Source organism: Nocardioides sp. (assembly GCF_030655615.1).
Taxonomy (GTDB): Bacteria; Actinomycetota; Actinomycetes; order Propionibacteriales; family Nocardioidaceae; genus Nocardioides.
This window is the reverse complement of the sequence record NZ_JAURVJ010000173.1, coordinates 22470-45115: the sequence shown is the minus strand read 5'-3', so window position 1 is coordinate 45115 and position 22646 is coordinate 22470. Positions and strand designations below refer to the sequence as shown.

At 72.3% G+C, this 22646-nt stretch carries 28 protein-coding genes; 13 read left to right on the top strand and 15 right to left on the bottom strand.

The genetic code is table 11. The features are described from left to right. Positions 1-45 precede the first annotated feature (45 nt). A complete protein-coding gene (locus Q7T52_RS14470) occupies positions 46-525 on the top strand; it encodes a hotdog fold domain-containing protein (RefSeq protein ID WP_304803668.1) in 480 nt (159 codons plus the stop codon). Between the two features lie 8 nt (positions 526-533). Here the strand turns inward: Q7T52_RS14470 and Q7T52_RS14465 are convergent, their stop codons facing one another. From Q7T52_RS14465 to Q7T52_RS14445, 5 genes are all read right to left on the bottom strand, one after another. Beyond that, the gene (locus Q7T52_RS14465) at positions 534-1340 is read right to left on the bottom strand and encodes a transporter substrate-binding domain-containing protein (protein ID WP_304803666.1); all 807 of its coding nucleotides are present in this window, start codon (positions 1338-1340) and stop codon (positions 534-536) included. A gap of 223 nt (positions 1341-1563) precedes the next feature. Then, positions 1564-2412, bottom strand: a complete 849-nt coding sequence (locus tag Q7T52_RS14460) for an amino acid ABC transporter permease (RefSeq protein ID WP_304803664.1) — start codon at positions 2410-2412, stop codon at positions 1564-1566. After that, positions 2409-3095 (bottom strand): amino acid ABC transporter permease, encoded by a 687-nt coding sequence (locus Q7T52_RS14455; protein WP_304803662.1) that lies wholly within the window; start codon positions 3093-3095, stop codon positions 2409-2411. The genes Q7T52_RS14460 and Q7T52_RS14455 overlap by 4 nt, the downstream gene beginning before the upstream one ends. Before the next feature lie 86 nt (positions 3096-3181). Further along, a complete protein-coding gene (locus Q7T52_RS14450) occupies positions 3182-4081 on the bottom strand; it encodes a glutamate ABC transporter substrate-binding protein (protein WP_304803660.1) in 900 nt (299 codons plus the stop codon). Positions 4082-4095: 14 nt separating this feature from the next. Beyond that, positions 4096-4881 (bottom strand): amino acid ABC transporter ATP-binding protein, encoded by a 786-nt coding sequence (locus Q7T52_RS14445; RefSeq protein WP_370692328.1) that lies wholly within the window; start codon positions 4879-4881, stop codon positions 4096-4098. 180 nt (positions 4882-5061) lie between these two features. Here Q7T52_RS14445 and Q7T52_RS14440 point away from each other — a divergent pair, with 180 nt between their 5' ends. The 3 genes from Q7T52_RS14440 to Q7T52_RS14430 all read left to right on the top strand — a co-directional run bounded on the left by Q7T52_RS14440 (position 5062) and on the right by Q7T52_RS14430 (position 7704). Next, complete coding sequence (locus tag Q7T52_RS14440) at positions 5062-5391, top strand: hypothetical protein (RefSeq protein WP_304803659.1); 330 nt, start codon at positions 5062-5064, stop codon at positions 5389-5391. A 73-nt stretch (positions 5392-5464) separates the two neighbouring features. Further along, the gene (gene miaB / locus Q7T52_RS14435) at positions 5465-6940 is read left to right on the top strand and encodes a tRNA (N6-isopentenyl adenosine(37)-C2)-methylthiotransferase MiaB (RefSeq protein WP_304803657.1); all 1476 of its coding nucleotides are present in this window, start codon (positions 5465-5467) and stop codon (positions 6938-6940) included. A 32-nt stretch (positions 6941-6972) separates the two neighbouring features. Then, positions 6973-7704 carry a peptidase E gene (locus Q7T52_RS14430; RefSeq protein ID WP_304803655.1) on the top strand — a complete coding sequence of 244 codons (732 nt, stop codon included), beginning with the start codon at positions 6973-6975 and terminating at the stop codon, positions 7702-7704. Positions 7705-7819: 115 nt separating this feature from the next. On the opposite strand, the gene Q7T52_RS14425 is transcribed toward Q7T52_RS14430, so the two are convergent. From Q7T52_RS14425 to Q7T52_RS14405, 5 genes are read right to left on the bottom strand one after another with little or no spacing between them, the layout of a single operon-like run. Further along, positions 7820-8110, bottom strand: a complete 291-nt coding sequence (locus Q7T52_RS14425) for a hypothetical protein (protein WP_304803653.1) — start codon at positions 8108-8110, stop codon at positions 7820-7822. After that, positions 8107-8418: a hypothetical protein gene (locus Q7T52_RS14420; protein ID WP_304803651.1), complete on the bottom strand. Its 312-nt coding sequence runs from the start codon at positions 8416-8418 to the stop codon at positions 8107-8109. Before Q7T52_RS14420 ends, Q7T52_RS14425 begins: the two co-directional genes overlap by 4 nt. A gap of 20 nt (positions 8419-8438) precedes the next feature. Next, the gene (locus Q7T52_RS14415) at positions 8439-8957 is read right to left on the bottom strand and encodes an NUDIX domain-containing protein (protein WP_304803649.1); all 519 of its coding nucleotides are present in this window, start codon (positions 8955-8957) and stop codon (positions 8439-8441) included. Between the two features lie 8 nt (positions 8958-8965). Beyond that, positions 8966-9130 (bottom strand): hypothetical protein, encoded by a 165-nt coding sequence (locus Q7T52_RS14410; RefSeq protein ID WP_304803647.1) that lies wholly within the window; start codon positions 9128-9130, stop codon positions 8966-8968. Next, the gene (locus Q7T52_RS14405) at positions 9127-9321 is read right to left on the bottom strand and encodes an antitoxin (protein WP_304803709.1); all 195 of its coding nucleotides are present in this window, start codon (positions 9319-9321) and stop codon (positions 9127-9129) included. The genes Q7T52_RS14410 and Q7T52_RS14405 overlap by 4 nt, the downstream gene beginning before the upstream one ends. Positions 9322-9376: 55 nt before the next feature. On the opposite strand from Q7T52_RS14405, the gene miaA reads away from it, so the two are divergent. Further along, entirely contained in the window at positions 9377-10321 is a 945-nt protein-coding gene (gene miaA, locus Q7T52_RS14400; protein WP_304803645.1) for a tRNA (adenosine(37)-N6)-dimethylallyltransferase MiaA, read from the top strand. Here the strand turns inward: miaA and Q7T52_RS14395 are convergent. Continuing rightward, on the bottom strand, positions 10318-10983 hold the full coding sequence (locus Q7T52_RS14395; RefSeq protein ID WP_304803643.1) for a Clp protease N-terminal domain-containing protein: 666 nt from the start codon (positions 10981-10983) through the stop codon (positions 10318-10320). The two genes, miaA and Q7T52_RS14395, sit on opposite strands and share 4 nt — an antisense overlap. Positions 10984-11015: 32 nt before the next feature. Beyond that, positions 11016-11579 carry an adenylate kinase gene (locus Q7T52_RS14390; protein ID WP_304803641.1) on the bottom strand — a complete coding sequence of 188 codons (564 nt, stop codon included), beginning with the start codon at positions 11577-11579 and terminating at the stop codon, positions 11016-11018. Between the two features lie 88 nt (positions 11580-11667). Between Q7T52_RS14390 and Q7T52_RS14385 the strand changes: the two genes are divergently transcribed. The 7 genes from Q7T52_RS14385 to Q7T52_RS14355 all read left to right on the top strand — a co-directional run bounded on the left by Q7T52_RS14385 (position 11668) and on the right by Q7T52_RS14355 (position 19237). Further along, the gene (locus Q7T52_RS14385) at positions 11668-12582 is read left to right on the top strand and encodes a helix-turn-helix domain-containing protein (protein ID WP_304803639.1); all 915 of its coding nucleotides are present in this window, start codon (positions 11668-11670) and stop codon (positions 12580-12582) included. Positions 12583-12654: 72 nt separating this feature from the next. Next, complete coding sequence (locus Q7T52_RS14380; RefSeq protein ID WP_304803637.1) at positions 12655-14118, top strand: MDR family MFS transporter; 1464 nt, start codon at positions 12655-12657, stop codon at positions 14116-14118. Positions 14119-14167: 49 nt separating this feature from the next. After that, entirely contained in the window at positions 14168-14980 is an 813-nt protein-coding gene (locus tag Q7T52_RS14375) for an SDR family oxidoreductase (RefSeq protein ID WP_304803635.1), read from the top strand. A 63-nt stretch (positions 14981-15043) separates the two neighbouring features. Then, positions 15044-16915 carry a gamma-glutamyltransferase gene (ggt, locus tag Q7T52_RS14370; protein ID WP_304803633.1) on the top strand — a complete coding sequence of 624 codons (1872 nt, stop codon included), beginning with the start codon at positions 15044-15046 and terminating at the stop codon, positions 16913-16915. Between the two features lie 46 nt (positions 16916-16961). Next, on the top strand, positions 16962-17606 hold the full coding sequence (locus Q7T52_RS14365) for a pyridoxamine 5'-phosphate oxidase family protein (protein WP_304803632.1): 645 nt from the start codon (positions 16962-16964) through the stop codon (positions 17604-17606). Next, entirely contained in the window at positions 17603-18406 is an 804-nt protein-coding gene (gene dapF, locus Q7T52_RS14360; protein WP_304803629.1) for a diaminopimelate epimerase, read from the top strand. Before Q7T52_RS14365 ends, dapF begins: the two co-directional genes overlap by 4 nt. 54 nt (positions 18407-18460) lie before the next feature. Continuing rightward, a complete protein-coding gene (locus Q7T52_RS14355; protein ID WP_304803627.1) occupies positions 18461-19237 on the top strand; it encodes an SDR family NAD(P)-dependent oxidoreductase in 777 nt (258 codons plus the stop codon). 123 nt (positions 19238-19360) lie between these two features. On the opposite strand, the gene Q7T52_RS14350 is transcribed toward Q7T52_RS14355, so the two are convergent. The 3 genes from Q7T52_RS14350 to Q7T52_RS14340 form a co-directional block, all read right to left on the bottom strand. Next, positions 19361-20002: a vWA domain-containing protein gene (locus tag Q7T52_RS14350; RefSeq protein ID WP_304803625.1), complete on the bottom strand. Its 642-nt coding sequence runs from the start codon at positions 20000-20002 to the stop codon at positions 19361-19363. Positions 20003-20004: 2 nt separating this feature from the next. After that, positions 20005-20394 carry a hypothetical protein gene (locus Q7T52_RS14345; RefSeq protein ID WP_304803624.1) on the bottom strand — a complete coding sequence of 130 codons (390 nt, stop codon included), beginning with the start codon at positions 20392-20394 and terminating at the stop codon, positions 20005-20007. Between the two features lie 88 nt (positions 20395-20482). Beyond that, the gene (locus Q7T52_RS14340; protein WP_304803621.1) at positions 20483-21052 is read right to left on the bottom strand and encodes a nucleoside/nucleotide kinase family protein; all 570 of its coding nucleotides are present in this window, start codon (positions 21050-21052) and stop codon (positions 20483-20485) included. A gap of 96 nt (positions 21053-21148) precedes the next feature. Between Q7T52_RS14340 and hflX the strand changes: the two genes are divergently transcribed. Next, positions 21149-22642: a GTPase HflX gene (gene hflX / locus Q7T52_RS14335; protein ID WP_304803618.1), complete on the top strand. Its 1494-nt coding sequence runs from the start codon at positions 21149-21151 to the stop codon at positions 22640-22642. The last annotated feature ends 4 nt before the right edge of the window (positions 22643-22646 follow it).

Sequence of the window (22646 nt, the reverse complement as noted above, 5' to 3'; positions counted from 1 at the left end):
GAACCCAAGTTACCCACCGGTAATCGTCTGCCCTAGGCTGGCGGCATGAGCCAGGTCCTCTCCCTGTGGCGCTCCGCGAGCGGCCTCCCGGTCGTCGGCGGCACCGTCGGCAAGCGCGTCTTCTCGATCCTGTTCAGCCAGAAGGCGCCCTACTTCGCCACGATCCGACCGCGCTTCGTCGAGATCCGGCCCGACTACGCCGAGCTGGTGATCCCCAAGCGCCGGGGTGTCCACAACCACCTCGGCACCGTCCACGCGATCGCGCTCTGCAACGGGCTCGAGGCCGCGATGGGCGCGCTGGCCGAGGGGACGATCCCCGCCGACAAGCGCTGGATCCCCGAGGGCATGGACGTCTCCTACACCGCCAAGGCCACCAGCGACATCACCTGCATCGCCGAGACCGACCCCGGTGCCTGGACGGGCGACGACCCCCACGTGCCGGTGCGGGTCCGGGGCGTCCGTGACGACGGCACCGTCGTGATCGAAGGCGTCATCAAGCTCTGGGTGACGCCCCGCAAGGCCTAGCCAGGGCCTCAGAAGGCGAGCGAGCCCGGCGCCGGCGGCAACGGCGCGGTGTAGCCGGACCGCCCGAGGTGCCGGTCGACCTCGGCCTGCCACGTGCCGTCGGCGAGGGCCGACGCGATGAGCGTGTTGACGGCGCCCACGTCCGGCGAGTCCTCGGGCAGCCCGACGCCGTAGTAGTGGGTCGTGAACGGCGAGCCGACGACCCGCAGCTCGTCGGGGTGCTCCTCGGCGTAGCCGGCGAGCACCACGTCGTCGGCGGTGACCGCGTCGACCTGTCCGGAGAGCAGCAGGTCGACGCACGTGCCGGTGTCGGCCACCGGGCGCAGGACGGCGCCCGGGGACAGCTCCTCGCCGATCTGCGCCAGGCCGGCCGAGCCGTCGGCGCCGCAGACGGTCGAGCCGTCGAGGTCGCGCGGTCCGGTCGTGCGCGCGTCCTCGGCGACGAGCAGGTCCTGGCCGGCGACGAAGTAGGGGCCGGCGAAGTCGACGGCCAGGTCGCGCTCCGCGGTGATGGCGTAGCCCGAGACGACCATGTCGACGTCACCGCTCGCCAGCGCGGTCTCGCGCTCGGCGGGATCGACCATCTCGAAGGTGATGTCGTCGTCGTCCCAGCCCAGCCCCCGGGCGAGGTACGACGCCAGGTCGACCTCGAGGCCGCTGTAGCCGCCGTCCCCGTCGGCCAGGGCGAGCCCCGGGTCGGTGCCGCTGATGCCGATGACCAGGTCGTCGGCCGGGTCGTCCGGGTCTGCGTCGGTGCAGGCGGTCAGGAGCAGCAGAACGGCGGCGACCCCGGTCGCGACGGCAGTCCTGCGCACGGACATGAGCTCCCCTGGACGGTTCGAGACGGGAGAGTGCGCGCGACGAGACGAAGCGAAGGCACCCCACGTATCCTTCGCCGCCCATCGTCGCAGCCGTCCCAACACGCGCGGTCCACGCCGCGGTAACGGCTCGTCCACCCGTCCCGGCAAGGGATCCGGGGCACGTCAGGGCATGTCTGGGCACGTCTGGTCACACCGCGCCAGGACGCAGCGGTCGGGGTCAGATCGTCGTCTGGTCGGCCGTCCCCGTCGCCAGCACCTCGAGCTGCTTGCGCTCCCCGACGTAGCGACGCTGGACCCAGGTGGCCAGGGCCGTCAGCAGCAGGTTGATCACGATGTAGATGGCCGCGACGACGAAGACCGAGGGCACCCGGTTGCTGAACTCGGTGTAGATCTGGCGCGACACGAACGTCAGACCGGGCGCCGCGACGTACTGGCCGAGGGCCGTGTCCTTGAGGGCGACGACGCACTGGCTGATCAGCGCCGGCAGCATGATCTTGACCGCCTGCGGCATCAGCACGATGGTCATCACCTGGCTCTTGCGCATGCCGAGCGCGTACGCCGCCTCGGCCTGGCCGCGCGGGACCGCGAGCACCCCGGCGCGCAGCACCTCGGCGAGCACCGAGCCGTTGTAGAGCATCAGGGCGATGACGACGGCGCGGAACGACGAGGCGTCGTTGGCGATGCCGAGCAGATACCACGTGAAGACCATGAGCAGCAGCACCGGCAGGGCGCGGAAGAGCTCGACGAAGGCCCAGCACGGCCACCGCACGACGGCGTGGTCGGAGAGCTTGCCGACGCCGAGGAAGAAGCCCAGGACGACGGCGCCGACCACGGCGGCCCCGGCCATCTTGAGGGTCTGCAGGAGGCCGTCGACCAGGAGGATCCGGACGTAGTCGGGAGTTGTGAAGACCTCCCACTTGTCGCCGGTGAACTGGTCGTCGGCGGCGAGCTTGACAACGGCGAAGGCGACGAGGGCGACCAGGACCACGACGGTGACGATCGTGTAGACGAGGTGGCGCAGCCTGGTCGCCGGGCCGGGCGCGTCGAACAGGACGGCGGTGCTCATGTCGCCACCCGGTAGCGGCGCTCGAGCCGGGTGGCCCCGAACGAGAACACCTCGACGATCACCACGTAGCCGATGGCGAACATGATGAAGATGCCCGTGCGCTCGGAGGAGAAGTTGTTGGTGAACGACCGCATCTGGGCGACGGCCTCGGCCACGCCGAACACGGCGGCGACGGAGGTGTTCTTGATGAGGGCGATCTGGACGCTGGCCAGGGGCGGGACCGAGGCGCGGATGGCCTGGGGGAGCACGACCTCACGCAGGACGCCGCCGAACGGCAGCCCGATCGCACGGGCGGCCTCGGCCTGGCCGAGGGGGACGGCGTTGACGCCGGAGCGCAGCGCCTCGCACACGAAGGCGGAGGTGTAGAGGCTCAGGGCGACCACGGCCGCACCGAAGAGGTCGTCGAGGACCACGTCGCCGATGCGGATGTCGAGCCAGCCGAACTTCACGCCGAAGATCGGGGCCACGAACGTGAAGAAGCCGAAGATGATGACGAGCGGGGTGTTGCGCACGACGGTGACGTAGGTCGCTCCCGCCGCCCGCAGGACGGCGACCGGTCCGACCCGCATCGCGACCAGCACGACGCCCAGCAGCGTCGAGAGGACGCCTGCGAAGACGAACAGCAGGAGCGTGTAGGCGAAGCCCAGCAGATAGGGCTGGAAGTCGTTGAGGACGGGATCCACCTGGTGCTCCTCTCAGGGGTGGATGGGTCCCGGGGCGACGCGCAAGGCGTCACCCCGGGACCTGTCGGTCGTGCTGTCCGGACGGGTCAGGCGGGGCAGGCGTCGAGCGTCGGCGGCTCGGGGGTCTCGACGCCCGAGGGGCCGAGGGTCCGCTCGAACGCGTCGGCCCAGTCGCCGTTCTCGAAGGCCTCGGTCAGCACGCCGTTGATCCACTCGCACATCTCGGGGTGCTCGAGGCTGTAGCCGACGCCGATGTTCTCCTCGGAGAACTCGTCGCCGACGACCTTGAGCTCGCCCTCGTTCTCGGCCGCGAAGCCGGCCAGGATCGAGCCGTCGGTCGACATCGCCTCGACGGTGCCGTCGAGCACCTTGGCGACGCACTCGGAATAGCTGTCGAACCCGACGCCGCGGGCGCCGGACTCGTTGATCCGGTCGATCGAGGTGGAGCCCGTGACCGAGCAGACGTCCTTGCCGGCCAGGTCCTCGATGCTCGCGACGTCGCTGTCGGCCTTGACCAGCACCTGCTGGCCGGTGACGAAGTAGGGGCCGGTCTGGCCGACCTCCTTGCGACGGTCGTCGGTGATCGAGTACGACGCCAGCACGAGGTCGACGCGGCCCTCCTTGAGGTAGGGCTCGCGGTTGTCGGAGATGGTCTCCTCGTAGTTGACCTTGGCCGTGTCCTGGGGGTCGATGCCGAGGTCGGCGACGAGCAGCTTGGCGATCTCGACGTCGAAGCCGCTGGGGATGTCGTCGGCCGCGCCCTTGAAGCCCAGGCCGGGCTGGTCGTACTTGACGCCGACGTTGACGGTGCCCTGCTCGGCGAGGGTGGCCATGTAGGTGCCCTCCTCGAACTTGCCCTCGTCGACGGTCTCGGCGTCGACCTTCGGCTCGTCGTCGCCGTCACTGCCGGCGTCGCCGCACGCCGCGAGCGCGCCGGTGAGGAGCACGGCCGCGGTGGCCGCCTTGAACCTGGTGCTGATCCGCATGGTTCTCCTTGATCTCAGTGCTTGAGGATCTTGCCGAGGAAGTCCTTGGCTCGATCGCTCTGGGGGTTGGTGAAGAACGACTCGGGGGTGTTCTCCTCGGCGATGGCGCCGTCGGACATGAAGATCACGCGGTCGCCCGCCGTGCGGGCGAAGCCCATCTCGTGGGTGACGACGATCATCGTCATGCCGCGCTCGGCGAGGTCGACCATGACGTCGAGGACCTCCTTGATCATCTCGGGGTCGAGCGCCGAGGTCGGCTCGTCGAAGAGCATGACCTTGGGCTCCATCGCCAGCGCCCGCGCGATCGCCACGCGCTGCTGCTGGCCGCCCGAGAGCTGGGCGGGGTACTTCGACGCCTGGTGCCCGACGCCGACGCGGTCGAGCAGCTCCTGGGCGCGCTTCTCCGCCTCGGCCCTGGGCTGCTTGCGCACCTTGATCGGGCCGAGCGTGACGTTCTCCAGGATCGTCTTGTGGGCGAAGAGGTTGAAGGACTGGAACACCATCCCCACCTCGGCGCGCAGCCCGGCGAGGGCCTTCCCCTCCTGGGGGAGCGGCTGGCCGTCGAGGGTGATCGAGCCCTGGTCGATGGTCTCGAGCCGGTTGATCGTGCGGCACAGCGTCGACTTGCCGGAGCCCGACGGGCCGATCACGACGACCACCTCGCGACGCTTCACGGACAGGTTGATGTCCTGGAGCACGTGGAGGTCGCCGTACCACTTGTTCACGCCCTCGAGCACGACCAGTGGTTCGCCCTTCGCACCTCCAGCGCCGGGTTCCGCACCTTTCTCCAGCACCGTCATGCGTCCGGACCCTAGCGGCCCACCACCCTTTCGGGCTACGTGTACGCGCCGCAGGGCCAGTCCACTCGGTCAACACTGGATGACGGTCGTGTTGCGGCCAGCGGTAGGCGGTCGTGCGTCCCGCCGGCTACCACCGGACGGGTGGGGCCGCTCTCCGCGTCCCCTTCCTAGGATCGCCCGGTGTCGCCAGCGCTCCGTGACTTCCTGGTCGGTGCGGTCGCCGGGCTCGTCGGCTGCGGCGTCGCGATCGCCCGGGGCACCGACGAGCTCGACCTCGTGCTGGTCCCCGTCATCGGGCTGGTGACCGGGCTGCTGTCGATCGGGCAGGGCTGGATCCGCCGACGCTCCCGGCGCCGTGCGCAGGAGGTGCGACGGGAGCGGGGTCTGCCGGAGCCGGGGTCGACGTCGCTCTCCGAGCAGTGGCGGCGGTCGCCGGTCGGGACGGTGCTGACCGTCGTGCTGTGCGTGGCCGCCGTCGTGGCGCTCGGGTGGTTCCGGCTGGCGACCTGACGTCTGCTCGCCCCTGTCGCCCACCGCAGGATTCCGGCCGAGGCTCGCGACCGCCGTACGCTTGGCGACTGTCATGACAGGCCAGCGCACCTACGAGGTCCGCACCTACGGGTGCCAGATGAACGTCCACGACTCCGAGCGGCTCAGCGGCCTGCTGGAGGGCGCGGGCTACACCGCCGCGCCGTTGGGTGAGCAGGCCGACGTCGTCGTGTTCAACACCTGCGCGGTCCGCGAGAACGCCGACAACAAGCTCTACGGCAACCTGTCCCACCTCGCGCCGGTGAAGGCCAGCAACCCGGCGATGCAGATCGCGGTCGGGGGCTGCCTGGCGCAGAAGGACCGCGCCACGATCACCGAGAAGGCGCCCTACGTCGACGTCGTCTTCGGCACCCACAACATCGGGTCGCTGCCGGCGCTGCTCGACCGGGCGCGCTCGCAGCAGGAGGCGCAGGTCGAGATCCTCGAGTCGCTCGACGTGTTCCCGTCGACGCTGCCCACCAAGCGCGACAGCGCCTACGCCGCCTGGGTCTCGGTGTCCGTCGGCTGCAACAACACGTGCACGTTCTGCATCGTCCCGGCGCTGCGCGGCAAGGAGAAGGACCGCCGCCCCGGCGACTTGCTCGCCGAGATCGAGGCGCTCGTCGCCGACGGCGTCTCCGAGGTCACGCTGCTCGGCCAGAACGTCAACGCCTACGGCGTCGAGTTCGGCGACCGGCAGGCGTTCTCCAAGCTGCTGCGGTCGTGCGGCGCGATCGAAGGCCTCGAGCGGGTGCGCTTCACCAGCCCCCACCCGGCTGAGTTCACCGACGACGTCATCGAGGTGATGGCCGAGACACCCAACGTCATGCCCCAGCTGCACATGCCGCTGCAGTCCGGCTCGGACCGGCTGCTCCGCGTGATGCGTCGTTCCTACCGTCGCGACAAGTACCTTGGCATCATCGAGCGCGTCCGCGCCGCCATGCCCGACGCCGCGATCACCACCGACATCATCGTCGGCTTCCCCGGCGAGACCGAGGACGACCACCAGGCCACGATGGACGTCGTCCGCGAGGCGCGCTTCGCCGGCGCGTTCACCTTCCAGTACTCCAAGCGACCCGGCACCCCCGCCGCCACCATGGACGAGCAGGTGCCGGCCGACGTGCTGCGCGACCGCTACGACCGCCTCGTCACCCTCGTCAACGACGTCGCCTGGACCGAGAGCAAGGCTCTCGTCGGTCGCCAGGTCGAGCTGATGGTCTCGGAGGGCGAGGGTCGTAAGGACGCCGCGACCCGCCGTCTCTCCGGTCGCGGCCCCGACAACCGGCTCGTCCACTTCGCCATGCCGGGCGACGACCTGGCGCCGGTGCGGCCGGGCGACTCGGCCACCGTCGAGATCACCTACGCGGCGCCACACCACCTCGTCGCCGACCGCGTGGTGGCCACCCGGCGTACCCGCTCGGGCGACGCGTGGGAGGCCCGGACCCTCGCCCCCGTGCCCGCCGGGGTCGGCCTCGGGATGCCGACGATCGGCGTACCCGCCCCGCTGCCGACGGCGCCCGCCTGCGGCTAGTCGGTCGTCCCGGGCTGTCATAGGGTCGGCCGATGGCTGCCGACGCACCGACGATCCTGGCCACCTCGGGTGGCATCACCTTCGGCACCCGCACCCGCTGGGCGGCCGGCGCCCTGACCCACCACGCGGTCGACCTCGCCGGCGTCGAGGGCCGTGCGCCGCGCGTCTGCTACCTCGGCACGGCGGGCGGCGACAGCGCCGACGGCGTGCGCAACTTCTACGACATGGCGATCGCCGAGGGCTGGCAGGGCTCGCACCTCCAGCTCTTCCCGATGCCCAACGTGCCCGACCTCGCCGAGCACCTGCTGGCGCAGGACGTCGTGTGGGTCTTCGGCGGCAGCGTCGCCGGCCTGCTCGCGATGTGGGAGCTGCACGGTGTCGGCGACGCGATGCGCGCGGCGTGGGAGGCCGGGGTCGTGCTGACCGGCGTCAGTGCCGGCTCGATCTGCTGGCACCTCGGCGGCACCACCGACTCCTTCGGTCCCGAGCTGCGCCCGGTCACCAACGGGCTGGGGCTCCTGCCCTTCTCCAACGGCGTCCACTACGACTCCGAGGAGCAGCGCCGGCCGCTCTTCCAGTCGCTGGTCGCGTCGGGCGCGCTGCCCGCCGGCTACGCCACCGACGACGGGGCCGGTCTCCTCTACCGCGGCACCGAGATGGTCGAGGCGCTCTCCGAGCGCGACGGCGCGCTCGGCTACTTCGTCGAGCGTGGTCCGGACGGTGCCGCTGTCGAGACCCCGTTGGAGACGCGGCTGCTGGGGTGATGGGCGCGGGCGGTGGCGGATTCCCCGGTCGGCCGGGGAATCCGACCCTTGTCAGGGGTTGCAACCCCTGACAACGGTCGGGACTCCCTGACAGGCGCCAGCCCGGCGGCGCCGCTCAGTCCGACCGCGGGTCGCTGCTCGAGTAGCCCGACTTGGGCGGGATCGGCGGGTCGGGGTTGGCCTCGGGGCCGCCCGCCGACTGCTCGGGGAGGGCCTCGGCGTCGTCGTCGCCGTCGGAGTCGGGCGCGGGGGAGACGTCGCGCAGGCCGGTCGTGCCGACCTGGCCGGGGCCGGTGGGGCCGACGCGCTCGGAGCTGACGCCCATGTCGCCCTCGGTGTCCTGGTCGGACTCGGTGAGGTCGTAGTCGTCGGGTCCGGCCTGTGCGTCGCCGGTGGGGGTGCTCATGCCGGCGACTCCTCCGTGGAGGCGCCGTCCTCGGAGTCGTCGGCGGCCTCGTCGCCCGACTCCTTGGTGGCCTTCGTCGAGGTGTCCTCGCCCTGCTTGACCTCGAGCGGGATCTCACCGGTGACCGGGTTGTCGTCGGGGTTGAGGTCGCGGGTCAGCGGGTCGGGCTCGGCGTCCTCGCCGTCGACCCCGTCGGCCTGCGGCACGGCGTCGACGCCGCCCGGGTTGGGCTCGCCCGGCTCGATCTCGGCGTCGGGCTTGGGGCCCAGGTCGGCCTCGGTGTCGGACTGGTCAGGGTTCTCGGACATGTCGCCTCCAGACGCCGCGGTCAGAAACCGAAGCTGGTGTAGGGATGGATGCTGCCGTCGCGCAGCCCGTCGAGGACCACCCGTTCGTGCGGGACGACCGGCTCGGGCAGCGCGTCGAGCGGCCACCACCGCAGGTCGGCGCACTTGGTCGGCTCCACGATGCGGGGCTCGCCGGTCCAGGTGCGGGCGGTGAAGAAGAAGTCGATGCGCTCGTCGATCGGCAGGTCGTGCCGGGTCCGCTGCATCGAGGTGACGAACCGCAGGTCGAGGTCGGTGACGCCGACCTCCTCGAGGGCCTCACGGCGCGCGGCGTTGAGTGCGTCCTCGCCACGCTCGACGTGGCCGGCCGCGGCAGCCGCCCAGTGGTCGTCCATGTAGCCGGTGCCCTGCCGCAGCTGGAGCAGCACCTCCGGCGTCCCGCCCCCGGAGCCGGCGGACGGGTCGCGCAGCAGGAAGACGTAAGCCGCCGGCACCACGACGAAGCGCCCGTGGTCGGCGGCGTAGTCCTGCGAGTAGCCCTCGGTCTCCGCCGGGCTCACCGGGGAGGTCACTGGGACGGCTGGTCCAGCGAGGTCTCGGCGTTCTCCTCCTGCGTGGCCTCGCCGGCCTGGGCGCCGTCGTCCGCGCCCGACGCCTCCGACTCGTGCTCGCCCGGGGGCTTCTCGTCGAGGTCGTAGGCCTCGTTGGTCTCCTCGGGCACCGGCTGCGTCACTTGATGTCGTCGTTCTTGCCGTCGAGCCCGTCGAGCACGTCCTTGGCCTTGCCGGTCGCACCCTCGATCTTGTCGTGGTGCTTGCCGCCCGTCTTCTTGTCGGCGGTCACGGCGGCCTTGTCGATGCCGTCGGCGATCTTGTCGCCGTGCTTGTCGACGGCGTCCTCGACCTTGCCCTTGATGTTGTCCATGAAGCCCACGAGATCCTCCTGCGTTTGGGGAACCGACGCCCGCCACACTACTGACATGCCCGCGGACGTGGACCCCCCGTTCGTCCCCCCGATCGTGGCGGTGGTGGGCGTGACGGCCGCCGGCAAGACCGGCCTGTCGCTCGATCTGGCGGAGGCGCTCGACGGTGAGGTCGTCAACACCGACGCGATGCAGGTCTACCGCGGCATGGACGTCGGCACCGCCAAGCTCCCGCCCGCCGAGCGGCGCGGCGTGCCGCACCACCTGCTCGACCTGCTGTCGGTGCGCGAGCCCGCGACGGTGGCGCAGTTCCAGGAGTGGGCCCGCGGGGTCGTGGCCGAGCTGCGGGGTCGCCGTACGACGCCGGTGCTGGTGGGCGGGTCGGCGCTCTACACCCGCGCCGTGCTCGACCGCTTCGAGTTCCCCGAGACCGACGACGCGGTCCGCGCGCGGTGGGAGGCCGAGCTCGACGCCGTCGGACCGGCGACCCTCTTCGCGCGGCTGGCCGAGCTCGACCCCGACGCCGCGGCCCGGATGCTGCCGGAGAACGGACGCCGCACGGTCCGCGCGCTCGAGGTCATCGAGATCACCGGCCGCCCCTACTCCGCCTCGCTGCCCCAGCTGACCTACACCGACCAGCGGACCGTCCAGGTCGGCGTCGAGATCGACCGGGCCACGCTCGACGCGCGGATCGAGCAGCGCGTGCACCAGATGTACGACGCGGGGCTGGTCGACGAGGTCGCCCGGCTCCTCGACGAGGGACTCGCCGAGGGACGCACCGCCTCGCGCGCGATCGGCTACCAGCAGGCCGCCGCCCACCTGGCCGGCGAGCTGACGCTCGACGAGGCCCGGCAGCGCACGGTGTTCGCCACCCGACGGTTCGCCCGGCGCCAGCTCGGCTGGTGGACCAAGGACCCCCGCATCGTCTGGGTCCCCCACGACGCCCCCGACCGCCTCGAGCGGGCGCTGGCCGCCGTCGCCGCGGTCGCCGGTCCCGACTAGAGCGCCGCGACCAGCCCCCGGACCCGGTCGATCCCGCCGGCGCGCTGGTCGAGCACCCGGGCAGCGATGCCCCGGCCCTCGCGCACCATCCCGAGCACCAGGTCGGTCGGCGTGACCAGGTCGTGCCCCCGCTCGGTCGCCTCGACGGCGGCGAGGTCGATGGTCTTGCGGCAGCGAGCGGTCAGCAGCGGCGGACGGAGCACCTCGACCTCGCCGCGGCCGACCATCGCGATCGCCGTCTCGAGGGCGTCGTCGGCGCCGAAGCCGAGTGCGGCGGCCAGGGGCGCGTCGGTGCGCAGCACCCCGACGAGCACGTGCTCGGTGCCGAGGTAGTGGTGCCACTGCGACATGGCCGTCCAGCTCGCCTGCTGCAGAGCGGTGCGGGCCGCGTCGTCGAGACCCAGGAGGTCGTCGACGTCGTCGGAGACATGGCGGTGCTTCTGCTGGGCGGCCTGCTTGGTGACGCCCATCGCCGAGCCGATCTCGGCCCAGGACGCCCCCTGGCCGCGGGCCTCGTCGACGTAGTGACCGACCAGGTCGTCGGCCGTGCGGCTGAGCTCCTCGGAGCCGATCGCCGCGAGCGACAGCCGCCGCAGGGCGTCCTCGCCGGGGGTCGCGGTGTCGATCTGCTGGACGAGCTGCTCGAGCGAGAGGTGGACCATGCGTCAATCATGTCTTGACGCTTAGGGTGCCGTCAAGAAGGAGTTGACGACCTGGTGAGCCCGTCGATCCACGCGTCGAGCTCGCGCCGGCTCCGCACCAGGACGACGGGTGGTCCGGTCGGCGCGGCCGCTGCAGCACGCAGCCGCGCGCGCTTGCGCCGGAACGACTTGAAGTGCCAGACCAGGATCGAGTCGCGCGACACCAGCTGCCGCCACGTCTCGCGGTTGCCGTTGCAGGCGAGCTCGCCGGTGGCCGCGCGTCGCAGGGTCCGGCGCAGCAGCTGGCTCAGTGAGCGCCACCGCGGGTAGTCGAGGCCGACCACGAGGTCGGCGCGCGCGAGCGGGACGTCGCGCCACGAGCCGTAGGCCGTGTCGAGCACCCACCGCTCGCCCGCGCAGATCGCGGTGAAGATCCGGCGCTGCTCGTCGTCGGGCACGGCGACCCAGCCGGGCTTCCAGGTCAAGTCGTCGACCGACGTCCAGGGGATCCCCGTGGCCGCCGAGATCCGGGCCGCGGCGGTGGTCTTGCCGGAGCCGGTGACGCCGTAGAGCATCAGCCGCTGGAACGGCGGGTGGGTGGTCGTCGGCGTCGGCACCGGAGCACGGTACGCCGCCTGCGCGGCGGGAGTCGCCGGAGCAAGATCGGTCGGGCGGCCGGCGTACGACTGCGCCCAGACTGGGCCCATGGAGACCGGACGCGACCGCCTGCGCGAGCTGCTCGACGCGGTGCTCGACGAGGGCAACACGACCCTCGACGCGATGGCGCTCGGCGCGTACTCCTCGCCGTTCCACTTCAGCCGGCAGCTCCGCCGCGGCGCGGGCGAGCCGCCGGTCGCGATGCGTCGGCGGGTCATGCTCGAGCGCGCGTCGTGGCAGCTGCGGCGGGGGAGCAGCGTCACCGACGCGGCGTTCGCGGCGGGCTACGAGTCGGTGGAGGGGTTCGCCCGTGCCTACGCCCGGGCCTACGGCCACCCACCCAGCGCGACACCCGGCACCACCCCCACGCAGGACCACCGGCTGCCCGCACCCAACGGCATCCACTTCCACCCGCCCACCTCGCTGTGGGTCCACTCGACGGAGCAGCCCATGAACCCGGTCACCGAGCTGATGGTCGGCCACGACCTCGACGACACCCGCTCGCTCCTCGACGAGGCCAAGGGCCTCGCCGACGACGACTACCGGCGCGAGCACCTGCCCGGCGCCACGATCACGGCCTGGGACGGCGACGAGAGCTCGGTGGCCGCCGTCCTCGAGCACCTGGTCTGGACCCGCGAGGTCTGGCTGGCCGCGATCGAGGGCTCCGACGTGCCCTCGCGCGGTGGCGACGACGTGGCGGCGCTGGTCGCCCGGCTCGACGACGTGGCGCCCCGCTGGCAGGCGGTGTGGCGCGACGTCGACCGCCGCGGCGCGTGGGACGACGTGCTCGTCGACGCCCTGTGCGACCCGCCGGAGAGCTTCGTGCTCAGCAGCGTGCTCGCGCACGTGCTGACCTTCGCGGCCGCCCGCCGCCAGCTCGTCCGGCTGATGCTGCGGGCGCGCGGGCGCACAGTCGACGACGGCGACCCGATCACGTGGCTGCGACGGCGGGACCAGGCATGACCCGCTGGCGGGCGCTCGATCCCGTTAATCGTGTGCCGATGACTTCTGACCTCTGAAAGGGTCGACCCCACCATGACGACGACGCCCGAGACCTCCACCGCGACCAAGAGCGGCGACCTGGCTGCCGACTACGGCGTCCTGCGCTGGCTGGTCGCAGCCACGTTCATCGTGATCCTCAACGAGACGATCATGATCAACGCCATCCCGCGCCTGACCGCCGAGCTCGACGTCACCAAGTCGACCGCGCAGTGGCTGACCAGCGCGTTCATGCTCACGATGGCCGTCGTCATCCCCATCACCGGCTGGTTCCTGCAACGCGTCACCACCCGCCAGGCCTTCGGCTCGGCGATGGCGGTCTTCGCCACCGGAACCCTGCTCTGCGGCCTGGCGCCGACGTTCGAGGTGCTGCTGGCCGGTCGGATCATCCAGGCCTCGGGCACCGCGATCATGATGCCGCTGCTGATGACCACGCTGATGACGATCGTCGCCGAGCAGGACCGCGGCCGGGTCATGGGCAACGTGACCCTCGCGATGTCGGTGGCTCCCGCGCTCGGCCCGACGGTCTCCGGGGTGATCCTCGACGTCGCCAGCTGGCGCTGGATGTTCTTCGCCGTGCTGCCCATCTCGATCGCCATCGCCCTGGTCGGCCTGCGCAAGCTCACCGACGTCGGCGAGACCCGCCCCGGCGACGTCGACTGGGCCAGCGTGGTGCTCTCCGCCCTCGGCTTCGGCCCACTCGTCTACGGCCTCTCCGAGCTGGGCGGCGCCGACGGCGCGACCTGGAAGGCCTGGCTGGCCCTGGCGATCGGGGTCGCCGCGATCGCGGCCTTCGTGTTCCGCCAGCTCTCGCTGCAGCGCACCGGCACCCCGCTGCTCGACCTGCGCACCCTGCAGCACCGCACCTTCACCATCGGCCTGCTCCTGATGGCGGTCGCCTTCATGGCGATGCTCGGCTCGATGATCCTGCTGCCCTTCTACCTGCAGGACGTGCACGGCCTCGACGAGCTCCAGTCGGGCCTGATGGTGATGCCGGGTGGTCTCGCGATGGGCCTGCTCGGGCCGCAGGTCGGCAAGATCTACGACCGGGTCGGCGGCCGGCCGCTGCTCATCCCCGGCTCGGTCGGCATCCTCGTCGCGCTGACGCTGTTCACCCAGGTCACCGTCGAGCAGTCGGTGTGGCTGGTGCTGCCGGTCCACGTCCTGCTGATGGTCTCGCTGGCCGCGGTCTTCACGCCGGTCTTCACCCTCAGCCTCGGATCGCTGCCGCCCCATCTCTACTCCCACGGCAGCTCCACCCTCGGCGCGCTGCAGCAGGTCGCCGCGGCTGCCGGTACGGCGATCGTCATCGCGGTCCTCACCGCCCGCTCGACCTCCCAGGCCGAGGCCGGCGCCGACGGCCTGCACGCCCTCGTCAGCGGGATGCGGTGGGGCTTCGGGGTCGGGGCGGTCCTGGGCGTCGCCGTCCTCGTGCTGGCGCTGATGATGCCGGGGCGCGTGTCCGCCCAGGAGGGCGCGGCGGCACCCGCCGTGCACTGAGCCGTCGGGTCCGTCGTCAGCGGCGGCCAGGCGCCCTACGCTCGGCCGCATGACGCTGCCCGCACCCGCGCCCGACCGCACCGCCGTCGTCACCGGGGCGTCCTCCGGCATCGGCTCCGAGATCGCCCGCCACCTGGCCCGGCGCGGCCACGGGGTCACGCTCGTCGCCCGCTCGGTGGGCAAGCTCGAGCTCCTCGCCGACGAGCTGCGCGGTGAGGGCGTGCGGGCCGAGGTGGTCGCGGCCGACCTCACCGACCGCTCCGCGCGGGCCGGGCTGCTGGGTGCGGTCGAGGCGCGCGGGCTCACCGCCGAGATCCTGGTCAACAACGCGGGTCTCTCCACCCTTGGCGCGGTCGCCCGGTCCGACCCCGACGAGGAGATGGCGATGGTCGAGCTCGACGTGGTGGCCGTCGTCGACCTGTGCTCCCGGTTCCTGCCCGGCATGGTCGCCCGTGGTCGGGGCGGCGTGCTCAACGTCGCGTCGACCGCCGCCTTCCAGCCCCTGCCGGGCCAGGCGGCGTACGGCGCCGGCAAGGTCTTCGTGCTCTCCTACACGCAGAGCCTGGCCGGCGAGCTCAAGGGCACGGGCGTGACCGCGACGACCCTGTGCCCGGGTCCGGTCGAGACCGGGTTCGGGGCGCGCGCCGGCTTCAGTGACGAGGAGGCCAAGGCCGCGCTCCCGGAGGTGATGTGGGTGTCCGCCGCCGAGGTCGCCCGGGTCGGCGTCGAGGGCCTCGACCGGGGCCGCCTGGTCGTCATCCCCGGCACCGTCAACCGGGTCGCCGCGGCCCTCTCGCAGGTCACGCCGCGGTCGCTGCTGCTGCCGTTGCTGACCCGGAGCCATCCCGGGCTCCGGGAGTGACCCCTGCAGACTGTCGGTGATCTCTGGCATGGTGCGGGGAGCGTCCTGATCTCGGGAGGGTCCATGCACCGTCGTCTCACCGTCCTGTCCGTCCTCGTCCTGGCCCCGGTGGTCGGGCTCAGCACCACCGGCACGTCCGCCGTGGGGGCTGCGCCCGGGTCACCGCGTGCGGCCGGGCCGCCGGTGACCGAGCGGGCGCCGGTGCCGCCCAAGGAGGCGACTGCCGTCGGCCGCGGCGGAGGCGTGACCTCGGTCGACGCCGACGCGACCCGCATCGGCCTGGGGGTCCTGCGCCGCGGCGGCAACGCCGTCGACGCGGCGGTCGCGACGGCCGCGGCCCTGGGTGTCACCGAGCCCTACAGCGCCGGCGTCGGGGGTGGCGGCTACTTCGTCTACTACGACGCGAGGAGCGGTCGCGTCCAGACCATCGACGGCCGCGAGACCGCTCCCCGGGCCATCCCGCGCGACGCGTTCCTCGACCCGGCGACCGGCGAGCCCTACACGTTCACCCCCGACCTGGTGACCAGCGGCGTGTCGGTCGGCACGCCCGGCACCCCCGCCACCTGGACCACCGCCCTGCGCCGGTGGGGCACCCTCTCCCTGGCCCGGGTGCTCGCGCCCAGCGCCCGGCTGGCCCAGCGGGGCTTCGTCGTCGACCAGACGTTCCGCTCCCAGACCAAGGACAACCAGGAGCGCTTCCGGGCCTTCACCAGCACCAAGCGGCTCTTCCTCAAGAAGGGCAAGCTGCCACGCGTCGGCACCCGCTTCCGCAACCCCGACCTCGCCCGCACCTACCGCCAGCTCGGCCGCAACCCGGGGATGTTCTACGACGGCGCCATCCCGCGCGAGATCTCGCAAACCGTGCGCCGCCCACCCACCGTCCGGGGCACCACGCTCCCGGTGCCCAGGGGCTACCTGCGGCCGGCTGACTTCCGCCGCTACCGGGCGTCGGTCCAGGCCCCGACGCGCACCCGCTACGAGGGGCTCGAGATCGTCGGCATGCGGCCCTCGTCCAGCGGCGGCACCACCGTCGGCGAGGCGCTCAACATCCTCGAGCGTGACGACCTTCGCTCCATGTCCGACACCGACTTCCTCCACCACTACCTCGAGGCCAGCGCCCTGGCCTTCGCCGACCGCGGCGCCTACCTCGGCGACGCCCGCTACACCGACGTGCCGGTGCGCGACCTGCTCTCGCAGAAGTTCGCCGACGAGCGGGCCTGCTCCCTCGACCCCGACACCGCGGCCACCAAGCCGGTCCCGGCGGGCGACGTCACCGACTACGACGGCGCCTGCGCAGGCGGTGGCACCCGCTCCACCTCGCCCGAGGACCACGAGAACGTCTCGACCACCCACCTCACGGTCGCCGACCGCTGGGGCAACGTCGTCTCCTACACGCTGACGATCGAGCAGACCGGGGGCTCCGGCATCGTGGTGCCGGGCCGCGGGTTCCTGCTCAACAACGAGCTCACCGACTTCAGCCTCGAGTTCGACGCCGCCGACCCCAACCGGCTCCAGCCCGGCAAGCGTCCGCGCAGCTCGATGTCGCCGACGATCGTGCTCCGCGGCGGCAAGCCGTTCCTGGCCGTCGGGTCGCCGGGCGGGTCCACGATCATCACCACCGTCCTGCAGGTGCTGCTCAACCGGCTCGACCGGGGCCTGACGCTGCCCGAGGCGGTGGCCGCCCCGCGCGCATCGCAGCGCAACACCGCGACGGTGAGCTCCGAGCCGGCGTTCCTCGACCGCTACGAGGCGCTGCTGGAGGCCTACGGCCACGACCTCGTCCCCTCGGGCGACGCGTTCACCAGCGCGGCCGAGATCGGTGCCTTCACCGGGATCGAGATCTCGCCGGGCGGGCGCATGACGGTCGTCGCCGAGCCGACCCGCCGCGGTGGCGGCGCCGCACGGGTGCTGCGCCCGGCCCACCGCGACCCGTGACCCTCGTCGTGTCGCGGCTCGCGCGCCGACGTCGTACCGTGGGCGGGTGACGAGCACCCAGACCGGCTGGACCGAGATCGGCGACCTCGACGCGCTGGTCGCGCTGCTCGGTGAGCCCAACCAGCGGGCCCGCGACAAGGGTCGAGCGGCGCTGCTCGATGTCGACCGGCAGTGGCTCGCCGCCTCGCCGTTCTGCGTGATGGCGACCGCCGACGCCGACGGGCGCTGCGACGCCTCGCCCAAGGGCGACCCGGCCGGCCAGCTCGTCCACGTCGTCGACGACACAACCCTCGCGATCGCCGAGCGCCCGGGCAACAAGCGCGCCGACGGCTACAAGAACATCCTGGTCAACCCCCACGTCGGGCTGCACTTCCTCATCCCCGGACGCGGCGACACCCTGCGCGTCAACGGCCGCGCCCGGCTGGTGTCCGACGCGCCGTTCTTCGACGAGATGATCGTCAAGGGTCACCGGCCGCTCCTCGCCGTGGTCGTCGAGATCGAGGAGATCTTCTTCCACTGCGCCAAGGCGTTCCTGCGCTCGGGGCTGTGGAAGCCCGAGACCTGGGACCCCGACGGCGTCGTCCCGCGACGCGCCGTCATCGCCGCGACCGTCGAGCCCAGCGGGCAGACGGTGGAGGAGCTCGAGGAGTACTACAAGCCCGAGAACTACGCGCGCGGTCTCTACGGATGAGCTACCCGTTCCTCAAGGGCCACGGCACCCACAACGACTTCGTCCTGCTGCCCGACCTCGACGGCTCCGTCCACGGCGACCTCGACGTCGACCGGGTCCGGGCGCTCTGCGACCGGCGCGGCGGCATCGGCGGCGACGGCGTCCTCCGGGTGCTCTGCGTCCCGGGTGACTCGCCCGACTCGGCGGGCCGGTGGTTCATGGACTACCGCAACGCCGACGGGTCGGTCGCCGAGATGTGCGGCAACGGCATCCGGGTCTTCGCGCTCCACCTCGTCCAGGAGGGTCTCGCCGAGGCGGGCCTGCCGTTCGAGGTCGACACCCGCGACGGGGTCAAGACCGTCACCGTCACCGGCGACGAGGTCACCGTCGACATGGGCGTGCCCCAGGTCCTGGGCGAGACCCAGGTGTCCGTCGGCGACCGCACCTGGGCCGCGACCCACGTCGACGTCGGCAACCCCCACGCGGTCGCGTTCGTCGACGAGCTCGACGACGCCGGCCCGCTCCTCGTCGCGCCGACCCACGACACCTCGGTCTACCCGTCCGGGGTCAACGTCGAGTTCGTCGTACGCCGCGGCGACGCCCACGTCGCGATGCGTGTCCACGAGCGCGGCTCGGGCGAGACCCAGGCCTGCGGCACCGGCGCCTGCGCGGTCGCGGTCGCCGCGATGCCCGGCGACGGCGCGATGACCTGCCGCGTCGACCAGCCCGGCGGCACGGTCACGATCAGTCGTACGCCGGAGGGCAGGGTCCTGATGACCGGGCCGGCCGTCGTCGTGGCGCGCGGGACGACCGACCTCTAGAGGGCAGCGCTGGACCGTGACACCATCGGTGTCACGGTTGCTATGCTCCCCGCCATGGACCTCAGTGGATCTTCTGCCATCGTCACCGGCGGTGCCTCCGGCATCGGCGCCGCGGCCGCCCGCCAGCTCGCCGCCCTCGGTGTGACCGTCGTCGTCGCCGACCTCCAGGCCGACAAGGGCGAGGCCCTGGCCGAGGAGATCAAGGGCGTCTTCGCCCAGGTCGACGTCACCAACACCGAGCAGATCGCGGGCGCCGTCAAGGCCGCCGCCGAGATCGCCCCGCTGCGCGCGGTGGTCAACTCGGCCGGCATCGGCTGGGCCCAGCGCACGATCGGTCGCGACGGCCTGCTCGAGTCGGCCCACTCCCTCGAGGCCTTCACCAAGGTCATCCAGATCAACCTCATCGGCACCTTCGACGTGGTCCGCCAGGCCGCGACCGCGATGAGCCAGAACGAGCCCGACGCCGACGGCTGTCGCGGCGCGATCGTCAACCTCGCCAGCGTCGCCGCGTTCGACGGCCAGATCGGCCAGGCGTCCTACTCGGCCTCCAAGGGCGGCGTCGTCGGCATGACCCTCCCCGTCGCCCGCGACCTCTCGGCCTCCGGCATCCGCCTCAACACCGTCGCCCCCGGCCTCATCGACACCCCGATCTACGGCGAGGGCCCCGACGCCGACGCGTTCAAGGCCAACCTCGGCGCCAACGTGCTCTTCCCCAAGCGCCTCGGCTCCGGCGCCGAGCTCGCCTCGATGGTCATCGAGTGCCTGACCAACTCCTACATGAACGGCGAGACCGTCCGCCTCGACGGCGGCATCCGCATGCCCCCCAAGTGAGCGAGCAGCGAGCCGCGACGAAGGAGCGGCTCGCGTCGAGACCACCGCAGCCGGGCATCCGGGTGCACCACCGCGACGGGTCAGCGACATGATCGGGGCTGCGCGGCCCCGAGCTGCAGGACGTCAGTCGGCGAGGTCGGAGCGCTCCTGGGCGGTGTAGGCCGGCATCGGGGCGGCGGCGTCGGTCATCCGGGCGGCGCGCATCTGGCGGATCTTCTCGCTCTTCTTGCCCATCGCCTCGCGACCCTTGCCGCGGGCGTAGGTCATCGACTGACCGGCCGGGACGCCGAGGGAGGTGCCGACCTCGACGGCGTCCTGGTCGGCGCCCATGTACATGAACTGCCAGCCCCACTCGCGGGTCTGCTGCTCGACGAGGGCCTTGACGGCGGGGCCGGTCCACTCCTTGCTCGCGTTCTCCAGCCCGTCGGTCATGATCGCGACGATGACCGTGCCCGGGCGCCGGTCCTCGGGGAGCCGGGCCAGCTCGGCGCCGGCCTCGGTGACGGTCCGGCCGATCGCGTCGTGGAGCGCGGTCATGCCGCGCGGCTGCAGGTCGAGGGCCGGGACGTCGGCGACGTCACGGTCGGCGTAGACGACGTCGTAGTGGTCGTCGAACTGCGCCAGCGTGACCCGGCACCCGCCCGGAGTGCCGCGCTGCTCGTCGACGAACGCCGCGAAGCCGCCCTCGATGTCGGACTTGATCGACTGCATGGACCCGCTCCGGTCGAGGAGGAAGTAGAGGTGGGTGAGCGTCTGGTCGGTCATGGTCAGGATCCCTTCGTGGGTCGACGCGGCTTGAAGCGCATCGGGGCGGCGGCGGGCTTGCCCGCCGGGGGAGGGGCGCCGGTCTCGGCGTCGTAACGGGCGCGTTCGACCGCGGCGGCGGTGACCCGGCCGTCGTCGTTGGCGTAGGGCGCCAGGGCGGGCGTGCGCGCCAGCCGCGGGCCCACGGCGTTCTCCGACAGCCCGGCCTTCTGCCCGGCCGACCGCAGCGACGCGCGCTGGTGCACGACCGCCTCGGCCAGCTGACCGTCGATCAGCTCGGCCAGCCGGTCGGCCGCCTCCCGCAGGTGGGGGAGCGCCTCGTCGGCCTCGTGCTGCTCGGCGGCAGCCAGGGCGTCACGGAGGGCCTGGAGGAGGGCGGGGTCGATGGACATGACGCAACCGTACCCGCACAAACTGCGAATACGCAAGTTGTGCGGTGACGACGTTGGTGCGGCTCCGCTGTTGGTGCGGACCGTCCGCCTAGCCGGGCCCGAGCTCGACAACCAGGTCGGCCCGGTCGGCGGCGGCCTCGACGAGGCGGGCGTTGGGGTCGTCGACGCGGGCGACCCAGGCCAGGGCCTCGTCGGGGGTCTTGCCGAAGGCGACGTGCCGCGCGACCAGCCGCTCCCGGCGTACGGCGTCGTCGAGGTGCAGGTGCCAGACCACCTCGATCTCGGCTCGCACGCCCCGCCAGCGCGGCTCGTCGAGGAGCAGGTAGTTGCCCTCGGTCACCACCGGGCCGACCGCCGGCACCCGGATCGCCCCGGCCAGCGGCTGCTCGAGGTCGCGGTCGAACGACGGCGCGACCACCTCGGGCTCGCCCGTGGCGACCCGGCGCAGCAGCGCGGCGTAGCCCTCGGCGTCGAAGGTGTCGGGCGCGCCCTTCAGCGCCAGCAGCCCGCGGCGGACGAGCTCGACGTCGGCGTAGTGGAAGCCGTCCATGGGCACGACCGGCCGGCCGAGCGCCGCCGCGAGGGTAGTCTTGCCGACCCCGGGCGCGCCCGTGATGCCGAGCAGCCGGACGTCCGGCGGGGTCGGAATTGCCTGCATGGAGTAGAAGGGTGCATGAGCTCGACCAGCCGCGCACGGATGCGCTACACGAAAGCCGTTCGTCAGGCCGGGGAACCCGACCTAGGCTGGGGGCATATGACGAACGCACGCGACTTCTCCCTCACCGCCGAGCTCGACGAGACCGCCGAGTGGGACGACACCGAAAACCAGGCTGACGACTTCGTCTCCGGCTACGCCGACGAGCCCGACCCCGAGGCCGACCCGACGACGGGCGCCATGGAGCTCGCCGAGCGCCACCAGCTGCGCCGGGTCGCCGGGCTGCGCACCGAGCTCGAGGACATCACCGAGGTCGAGTACCGCCAGCTGCGGCTCGAGCGCGTCGTCCTCGTTGGCGTGTGGACCGAGGGCAGCGTCCAGGACGCCGAGAACTCCATGGCCGAGCTCGCCCTGCTCGCCGAGACCGCCGGCTCCGAGGTGCTCGAGGCGATCTACCAGCGCCGGCAGACGCCCGACCCGGCGACCTACATCGGCCGCGGCAAGGTCGAGGGACTCGCCGAGATCGTCGCCGCCACCGGCGCCGACACCGTCATCTGCGACGGCGACCTCGCGCCCAGCCAGCTCCGCAACCTCGAGGACCGCACCAAGGTCAAGGTCGTCGACCGTACGGCCCTGATCCTCGACATCTTCGCCCAGCACGCCAAGTCGCGTGAGGGCCAGGCCCAGGTCGAGCTCGCCCAGCTGCAGTACATGAAGCAGCGGCTCCGCGGCTGGGGCGGCCAGCTGTCCCGCCAGGCCGGTGGCCGGGTCGGCGCCGACGGCGGCGGCATCGGCGGCCGTGGCCCCGGTGAGACCAAGATCGAGACCGACCGGCGTCGCATCAACGACAAGATCGCCAAGCTGCGCCGCGAGCTCAAGCACATGAAGGGCACCCGCGACACCAAGCGGGCCGACCGCAAGCGCCACCACATCCCGAGCGTCGCGATCGCCGGCTACACCAACGCCGGCAAGTCCTCGCTGCTCAACCGGCTCACCGACGCCGGGGTGCTCGTCGAGGACTCGCTCTTCGCGACGCTCGACCCGACCACCCGTCGTACGACGACCGCCGACGGCCGCGTCTACACGATGTCCGACACCGTCGGGTTCGTGCGCCACCTGCCGCACCAGCTGATCGAGGCGTTCCGCTCGACGCTCGAGGAGGTCGCGGACGCCGACCTCATCCTCCACGTCGTCGACGGCTCCCACCCCGACCCCGAGGGCCAGATCTCCGCGGTGCGTGCCGTCCTGGCCGACGTCGACGCCGCCGACGTGCCCGAGCTGATCGTCATCAACAAGGCCGATGCCGCCGACCCGCTCGTGCTCGCGCGGCTGCGCCAGCACGAGACCCACTCGGTCGTCGTGTCCGCCAAGACCGGTGCCGGCATCGCCGAGGCGCTGCGGCTGGTCGAGAGCGAGCTGCCGCGGCCGGGGGTCGAGTTCCACGCGCTGCTGCCCTACGAGCGCGGCGACCTCATCAACCAGCTCCACCAGCACGGCGAGATCGACTCCCTCGAGCACACCGGCGACGGCACCGTCGTCCGCGGCCGGGCCAACGCCGACCTGGCCGGCGAGCTCGAGCAGTACGCCGTCTGACCGG